The following is a 7,440-nucleotide window of genomic DNA, read 5'->3' as shown; positions in this document are numbered from 1 at the left end:
TGACCCCGGCAAAAGGAAGATGCCTTGCCCAGGCAAAGGATTTTGCAAAGGTAAATCCCACCAAAAGAGCACCAATGAGTCCAGGCCCCCTTGTTGCTGCAACAGCATCAATATCCTTAATTTTGATATTTGCTTTTTTTATGGCTTCATCCACCACCGGGGTAATGGCTTGGATGTGCATTCGAGACGCCAGTTCCGGTACAACACCGCCATATTTGTGATGAACCTCAATCTGGGAAGCGATGACGGAAGACAGGATGTCTATACCATCTTGAACAATTGCGGCTGCGGTTTCATCACAGGATGATTCAATCCCAAGGACTATCATGATAGTTGATAATTATTAATTGATCAGACCCATTGAGTCTGTGGTTCATTATTTTCCCTGGATTCTACCTCACCGATGAAAAATGCTTTTTCATTCATTGCCCCGAGCCTGTCCATGACTTCCTGGGCCGAGGTATCCGGCACAACAATCACCATGCCAATGCCATTGTTAAATGTTCTTCGCATTTCAGAATCCGGCACAGATCCCTCTTTTTGAAGCACCTTAAATACAGGTGGAATTTTCCAGGCATCTTTGTGAATAATGGCTTTACAGACTTCAGGGATTACCCGGATGATATTTTCATCAATCCCGCCACCGGTGATGTGTACAAGGCCGTGAACGGGCAGGTCTCTTAAAAGGCTTATAATCGTTGGAACGTAAATGGTTGTCGGCTTTAAAAGTTCTTCGCCAAGGGTGGTGCCAAGTTCATCAAGTTTGGTGTTTACATCATATTTGCATTTGTCAAAAAAGATTTTTCGGACAAGGGAAAAACCATTGCTGTGTATACCGTTTGATGCAAGTCCAATGAGTTTATGACCATTTTTAATATATGAACCGTCTATGATTTTATCATTATCAACAATACCTACACAGAATCCGGAAAGGTCGTATTCCCCATCCTGATACATTCCCGGCATTTCTGCTGTTTCTCCACCGATCAAAGCACATCCGGCTTGATTGCATCCTTTGGCAATCCCTAAAATAATTTTTTCAGCTACATCATTGTCAAGAACCCCCATGGCCAGGTAATCAAGGAAAAATAAGGGTTTGGCACCCTGAACAATGATATCGTTAACGCACATGGCCACAAGATCAATGCCGATGGTATCATGTTTGTCCATCATAAAAGCAATTTTCAGCTTGGTTCCAACCCCGTCGGTTGAACTGACCAGAACAGGATTCGGAACATTGGAAAGATTCAAGGAAAAAAGACCTCCAAAACCACCGATCTCACCCATAACACCTGATCGTGGAGTGGATTTTGCGATATCTTTAATTCGATCAACCAGCTTGTTTGCTTTATCTATATCAACACCTGAATCTGCATAAGTTAAGGGGTTGTTCATATAAAATTACCTTTTTTTAATTGGATTGATGAAGTCTTCTAAACACGGCAATAGTAAACATAATGCATTGAAAAGTCAAAAGCTTTTTGACATCGTCATTTGAATATTGTATCTACTCTAATTTTAAACTTAAGTTATTATCGGAGAATCTAAAGGGAATGGAAACAATCAATATTGGAATTTTAGGGTATGGTGTTGTCGGTGCGGGTGTGGCAAAACTGTTAAAGCTAAAAAAACAATTGCTGATATCCAGAATCGGTGCTGTTTTAAACCTTAAGGCCATTGCTGATATTGATATAACCACAGACAGGGGCGTTGATCTTGGAACCACCACCCTGGTTTCCGATGCAAACGTGATAATAGATGATCCCAAGATAGATATTATTGTGGAAACCATTGGGGGAGAAACTCTTGCCAGACAGTTTATTTTAAAGTCTCTTGAAAACAAAAAGCATGTGATAACAGCCAACAAGGCCCTTCTGGCAAATTTTGGAAATGATCTTGTCAAAGCAGCCGGGAAAAATCAAGTAGATCTGGCCTTTGAAGCCAGTTGCGGTGGCTGTATGCCGATTATTAAATCGCTGAGAGAATCCCTTGTGGTCAATGATATCAAATCCATGTCAGCGATTTTAAACGGGACCTGTAATTATATCCTTACAAAAATTTCCAAGGATGGGTCAGATTTTGAAGACGCTTTAAAGCAAGCCCAGGAACTGGGCTATGCTGAAGCTGAACCGTCATTGGACATCGACGGATTTGATACTGCCCATAAGCTTGCTATTTTAAATTCTCTTGCCCATGGCATGGAGATTAATTTGAAAGATATTCATGTGGAAGGCATCCGCAATATTACACCGGTGGATATTGAGTTTGCGAAGGACTTCGGATACACCATCAAACTTCTGGCTATTGGAAAGATTCATGAAGACCATGTGGAAGCAAGGGTGCATCCCACAATGATTTCCGGCTCAAACCCTTTGTCCCACGTTGATGAGTCCATGAATGCCATTGCCATTGATGCCGATGCCACAGGGCAAATCATGCTCTATGGTCACGGTGCCGGTATGATGCCGACGGCAAGCGCTGTTTTAAGTGATATTGCAGATATTGCAAGAAATATTATTTCAGGGACCAAAAGACGGGTGCCTATTCTGGGATATCCTGAAGACAATATTAAATCGATTCCGATTCTTCCCATGGCAGAGCTCTATACCAGGTATTATCTCAGGTTTGAAGCCCAGGATCATCCGGGTGTGCTGTCTAAAATTTCCGGAGTTCTGGGAGAAAACAATATCAGTATTAAATCGGTCCATCAAAAAGGGCGTAAAAGCAATGGGAAAGTGCCGGTTGTAATGATCACCCACCTAGCCAAGGAAGCATGGGTACAACGTGCCTTAAAACAGATTTCAAAGACAGATTCTATTGTCGGAGATCCTGTTGTGATTAGAATAGAAGAAATAGTTCAGGAGTAGAGTGAAAATGAAAATATTGGTTGCAGATTTGGAAGGTGTTTTTTTACCTGAGATTTGGATAAATGTTGCAAAAAAAACCGGGATTGAGGAGCTTAAGCTGACCACCCGGGATATCAGTGATTATGATGTGTTAATGACTCGGCGGCTATCGATATTAAAGGAGAATAATTTAAAGATTCAGGACATTAAAAATGTGATTGCCTCCCTGGAGCCTCTTGAAGGCGCCTTGGATATTTTAAACTGGATCAGGGAAGAGTCACAGATTATTGTATTGTCGGATACCTTTGAAGAATTTGCAAAGCCTTTGATGGTAAAGTTGAATTATCCTACACTTTTATGCCATGATTTGACCATTGACAAACAAGGCAATATCACGGGTTACAACATCCGGATCAATCATCAGAAAAAAGAGGCTGTGAACGCCTTAAAGGGGCTGAATTATCACGTGATTGCCTTTGGAGATTCCTATAATGACATCGGGATGATTCAGGAAGCGAATCAGGGGTTTTTCTTTAACCCGCCGGATTCTGTGGTCACGGATTTCCCTGAAATTCCGGTAACAAGAAATTACCGGGAACTTAAAACTATGATAAGCGCATTATTAAACGCATGACAATCAATATTGATGATTTTAAAAAAGTAAAAGCCCTTGTCATCGGTGATCTGATGATTGATGAGTATTTGTGGGGCACAGTGGATCGGATCTCGCCTGAAGCACCGGTTCCAGTGGTTTGTGTGGAAAAAGAAAGCCATGCCCTTGGGGGTGCCGGAAATGTTATTCATAATCTGGTTGCCATGGGGGCAAAAGTATTTGCCGTCGGCACAGCCGGAACGGGCAAAGCCGGTCAAATGATATTTGAAAAACTTGAAGACTTGGGTATTGCGACAGATGGGATCATCAGTGAACCCCAAAGGCCGACAACCCGAAAAACAAGGGTAATTGCATCCAATCAGCAGATATTGAGAATTGACAAGGAAATAAAGAAGGATATCAATGGAGAAATCCTTGAAAAACTTGTTAAAATAATCGATAGCAAAATTAATGATGTAGACCTGGTGATTCTTTCGGATTATGATAAAGGCCTGATTACCAAAGAGCTGGTTCAGCAGATTGTAATGCTCGCACACAAATATAATGTCCTGACCTTAGCTGATCCCAAGTCTTTGAATTTTTTCAAGTATGAACAGGTCTCCATACTCACACCAAATAGAAAAGAGGCAAGTCTTGCCGCAAATATGGATATCAAATCAGATCGGGCTCTCTTTGCCGCCGGGCATAAAATCATGGACCAGGTTAAGCTGGATCGACTTTTGATTACTTGTGGCAAAGACGGTATGGTGCTGTTTGAAAAGGGTAAGGAACCTTATACCATTGAATCCAGAGCCCGACAGATGTTTGATGTTTCCGGTGCCGGGGATACGGTGATTTCTCTTTTAGGCCTCGGGCTTGCAATCGGAGCCACATTTAAAGATAGTGCCATGGTCGCCAATGCGGCAGCAGGCATTGTTGTTGCAAAGGTGGGTACTGCAACTGCTTCCATTGATGAACTTAAACAGGTTCTGGCAGATTAAAAAATGTTCTGACAAAATATTAAAAAAGCTTGACAGAAACAAGACAATTCTATATATTGCCCTTCGTTGATGCGGGGTGGAGCAGTCTGGTAGCTCGTCGGGCTCATAACCCGAATAGAGAATCCGCTATTAACAATAAAAACATAGAATTGATAAGGGTTTACAGCTTTTGGCAGTAAACCCTTTTTAGTTGGTGTGACGTTATTGTGCCATTTTGCCAAAAATATTAATGATTTTTTCATCGTCTTTATTTTTTTGAATATTATTCATAAAAGCTGTTCCATCACTTCTTGTTTTTTGTGGAATCCAGCTATAATAATGATTGAAAATCATTTGCAACGATGAATGTCCCAGCATTTTTTGAACCCATCCTACATCCTCTCCTGCTGTAATCATCATTGTTGCAAAAGTGTGTCGAGTCTGAATCGGCGGTCTATATTCTATTTCAGCTGAGTTAAGTGCTTTTTTCCAAATGACCTCTCTAAAGTGGTCTGGATTCATTAATGCGCCATCATCCTTACAGAAAATATATTCATTCCCACCATTAATTTTACGCTGTTCATCTATAGCCTCAACGACAGGGATTAAACAATCAATAATTCTGTTTGATTTTTTTGTTTTAGTCTCCCCCTCTATGCCATAAACAAGCGTTTTATTGATACTAATTTTGGGGGTCGAAAACAATTTGTCCTTGTAATCAGACCATTTCAATCCATCAATCTCGCCAGACTTAATGCCGGTATAGAATCGTACCGCAGTATAAGGTTTGTAAGCAGGGTCAACGCATTCTAATATTTTAAGCACTTCATCATGTGTGAAAGGATAGATTTGGCTTTTCTGAATAGAACGATTATCTTTTTTAGCATTATATTTTCTTTCACCAAGCCTTCTTTATGAGACAACAAAGGGGGCGCTATAATTTATTGCCTCATATATCTGTATATATGTGCCATTAATCAAGGGTGGTCAAGATTATGAATATGGTCATTTTGAAAGACAGTGACAATGATGAAATTAAACGCTAATAGCCTTGTCAATCAATCCACTCTACTGTTTCCCCTGTGTCATGGTAGATGTGTGTTGTGATAATATAAGTTCTGTTATTGTAGATTGAATAATACTGCTTTATAGATTTACATTTATAGGATTTACAGAATTATATTTTTTGATATTACTGTTGATACAGGTTCTTTTTTTTTATGGATAGGAAAAGATTAGGAAAGTGATTTGGTGTAGATGGATTGGTACTACGGTTATTAAAATTTATAAATTACTACCACTATGTAAAAAAGTTCCCAAAAGTATGTAAAAAAGTTCTCAAAATTATGTAAAGTTTTACATAGTTAATATATAAAAAAAATTCTTAAAATAACCGTAAATACTGATGTTGGGACAGCTACGACATTATCGTCTTGCTGGCACAGATGTTGCTATAAATTTAACCAAAGTTTATGGAAAAAGCCAAACCTGTTGTGAAGCAGGAATGAAAAATTACAGGTTAAATGGGAGGTGATACAGGGAATCAACAATGGAGAGCATTTTTTATCACCGTTTAGTTTGAAAAATTAAGATATTTAAAATCAAAAAAAAGAGTGGAGAAACTATGAAAAATTTTTTATTGACTGTTCTATCAATTTGTATGGTTTTAGGTTTATTTAGTGTTGCCAGTGCTACCGTATTAGACTTTGACGATATAACCACAAATCAATATGCACAATTCTACAGTTATGGTGGTTTAGACTGGACTCATTCGGGAGCTGTGGTTGAAGGTTATGCAGGTGGATATTATGCTCAATCAGCAGTTTCTGGTGACTATGCTTTTTACAATGGAGACGGTAATACAGCAACTGTATCTATTTCATCAGGCACATTTGATTTTTCTGGAGCATGGTTTACACCAGCAGGTAAGACCATATTCGGCGAGGTCGGTGTCGAGGCATTCTTCGGAGGTGTTTCACAAGGTATTGTAAATATTGATTTAGTTGAATTGGCCCCTTTGTGGGTTGATTTTGATTTCGTCGGTATAGATATGTTAGTTTTTACACCAGTCCCATCAACAGGTCATGGAAGTTATTTTGCAATGGATGATTTTACATACAGTTCCAATCCAGTACCAGAACCAGCTACTATGCTCCTCTTCGGTCTTGGTATTTTAGGTATTGCAGGAGTCAATAGAAGAAAAAAATAATAACTTTATTAAAATAGCATAAGTAAAAGGGCAGGATTGTTAAGTTGATTCTGTCCTTTTTTATTGGATTTAAGGACAGTAAAAAACTATCCAGAATATAGAGCGCACCTAATCTTTTGTGTCAGTTGTAATTACAAGCTTTGCTTCCTGTTACGCTTTCAGGACACGGTTCTTGATGCTTTTGTAACATGATTACATGATTTAGTGTAAAAAACCGTTACAGGATTACAATGGCTGTGACAGATTACAGGGTCCCTGGAACAGACACTTTCTATTTTTATGTCTTTTGAACCAGGTTGAAAATTTTATTTTGTAATCCAATAGGGCAGGCGTTAAAAAGTTACTCTGGTATAATTAAATGCAAATTTTAAGGTTGTAAATAGTTCTGTTTTGGTGTGTCGTCTTTGTGACACTTTTTTTTTCGTTGGTTGGAATTATTATGCTTATTTTAGATTTTGGTTTTGGATAGAAGGAAACTCTTTTGTATCAAAATTAAAAATATTAAATAAAAATAGACTATACAGATATAGTCTAAAATTGGTTGTTTACAGGGATTTCAACAGATTTTGAATAATAAGTCTTGACAGAAACAAGACAATTCTATATATTGCCCTTCGTTGATGCGGGGTGGAGCAGTCTGGTAGCTCGTCGGGCTCATAACCCGAAGGTCGTTGGTTCAAATCCTTCCCCCGCTACCAAAGAAATTAAGGGGTTCAGCATTCGGTGCTGCCCCTTTTTGTGATTTTGGATTGTTGCTTCCATTTAAGAGATTTCAATAAATCATTGAATAAATATCCTGTATGATGATATTCA

Annotated in this window: 6 protein-coding genes, 1 tRNA gene and 1 pseudogene; 5 read left to right on the top strand and 3 right to left on the bottom strand. The window is 39.0% G+C overall.

Translation table 11 applies throughout. The features are described from left to right. Nucleotides 1–328: pseudogene (locus tag K8S13_RS11515) on the bottom strand (tRNA (adenosine(37)-N6)-threonylcarbamoyltransferase complex transferase subunit TsaD); the annotation flags it as partial. Between the two features lie 23 nt (nucleotides 329–351). Beyond that, a complete protein-coding gene (gene purM, locus K8S13_RS11510; protein ID WP_291462629.1) occupies nucleotides 352–1,395 on the bottom strand; it encodes a phosphoribosylformylglycinamidine cyclo-ligase in 1,044 nt (347 codons plus the stop codon). A 158-nt stretch (nucleotides 1,396–1,553) separates the two neighbouring features. On the opposite strand from purM, the gene K8S13_RS11505 reads away from it, so the two are divergent. From K8S13_RS11505 to rfaE1, 3 genes are read left to right on the top strand one after another with little or no spacing between them, the layout of a single operon-like run. Continuing rightward, complete coding sequence (locus K8S13_RS11505; protein ID WP_291462627.1) at nucleotides 1,554–2,867, top strand: homoserine dehydrogenase; 1,314 nt, start codon at nucleotides 1,554–1,556, stop codon at nucleotides 2,865–2,867. A 7-nt stretch (nucleotides 2,868–2,874) separates the two neighbouring features. Further along, entirely contained in the window at nucleotides 2,875–3,480 is a 606-nt protein-coding gene (thrH, locus tag K8S13_RS11500; RefSeq protein WP_291462626.1) for a bifunctional phosphoserine phosphatase/homoserine phosphotransferase ThrH, read from the top strand. After that, nucleotides 3,477–4,439 (top strand): D-glycero-beta-D-manno-heptose-7-phosphate kinase, encoded by a 963-nt coding sequence (gene rfaE1 / locus K8S13_RS11495; RefSeq protein ID WP_291462625.1) that lies wholly within the window; start codon nucleotides 3,477–3,479, stop codon nucleotides 4,437–4,439. The genes thrH and rfaE1 overlap by 4 nt, the downstream gene beginning before the upstream one ends. Nucleotides 4,440–4,640: 201 nt before the next feature. On the opposite strand, the gene K8S13_RS11490 is transcribed toward rfaE1, so the two are convergent. Next, entirely contained in the window at nucleotides 4,641–5,267 is a 627-nt protein-coding gene (locus K8S13_RS11490) for a site-specific integrase (RefSeq protein ID WP_367172564.1), read from the bottom strand. A gap of 775 nt (nucleotides 5,268–6,042) precedes the next feature. On the opposite strand from K8S13_RS11490, the gene K8S13_RS11485 reads away from it, so the two are divergent. Beyond that, entirely contained in the window at nucleotides 6,043–6,627 is a 585-nt protein-coding gene (locus K8S13_RS11485; RefSeq protein ID WP_291462621.1) for a PEP-CTERM sorting domain-containing protein, read from the top strand. Between the two features lie 621 nt (nucleotides 6,628–7,248). Next, nucleotides 7,249–7,325 (top strand) — tRNA-Met (locus K8S13_RS11480). Nucleotides 7,326–7,440: the final 115 nt, after the last annotated feature.

The sequence above is a fragment of the Desulfobacula sp. genome (assembly GCF_021107415.1).
This window is presented reverse-complemented; position numbering and strand designations above follow the sequence as displayed.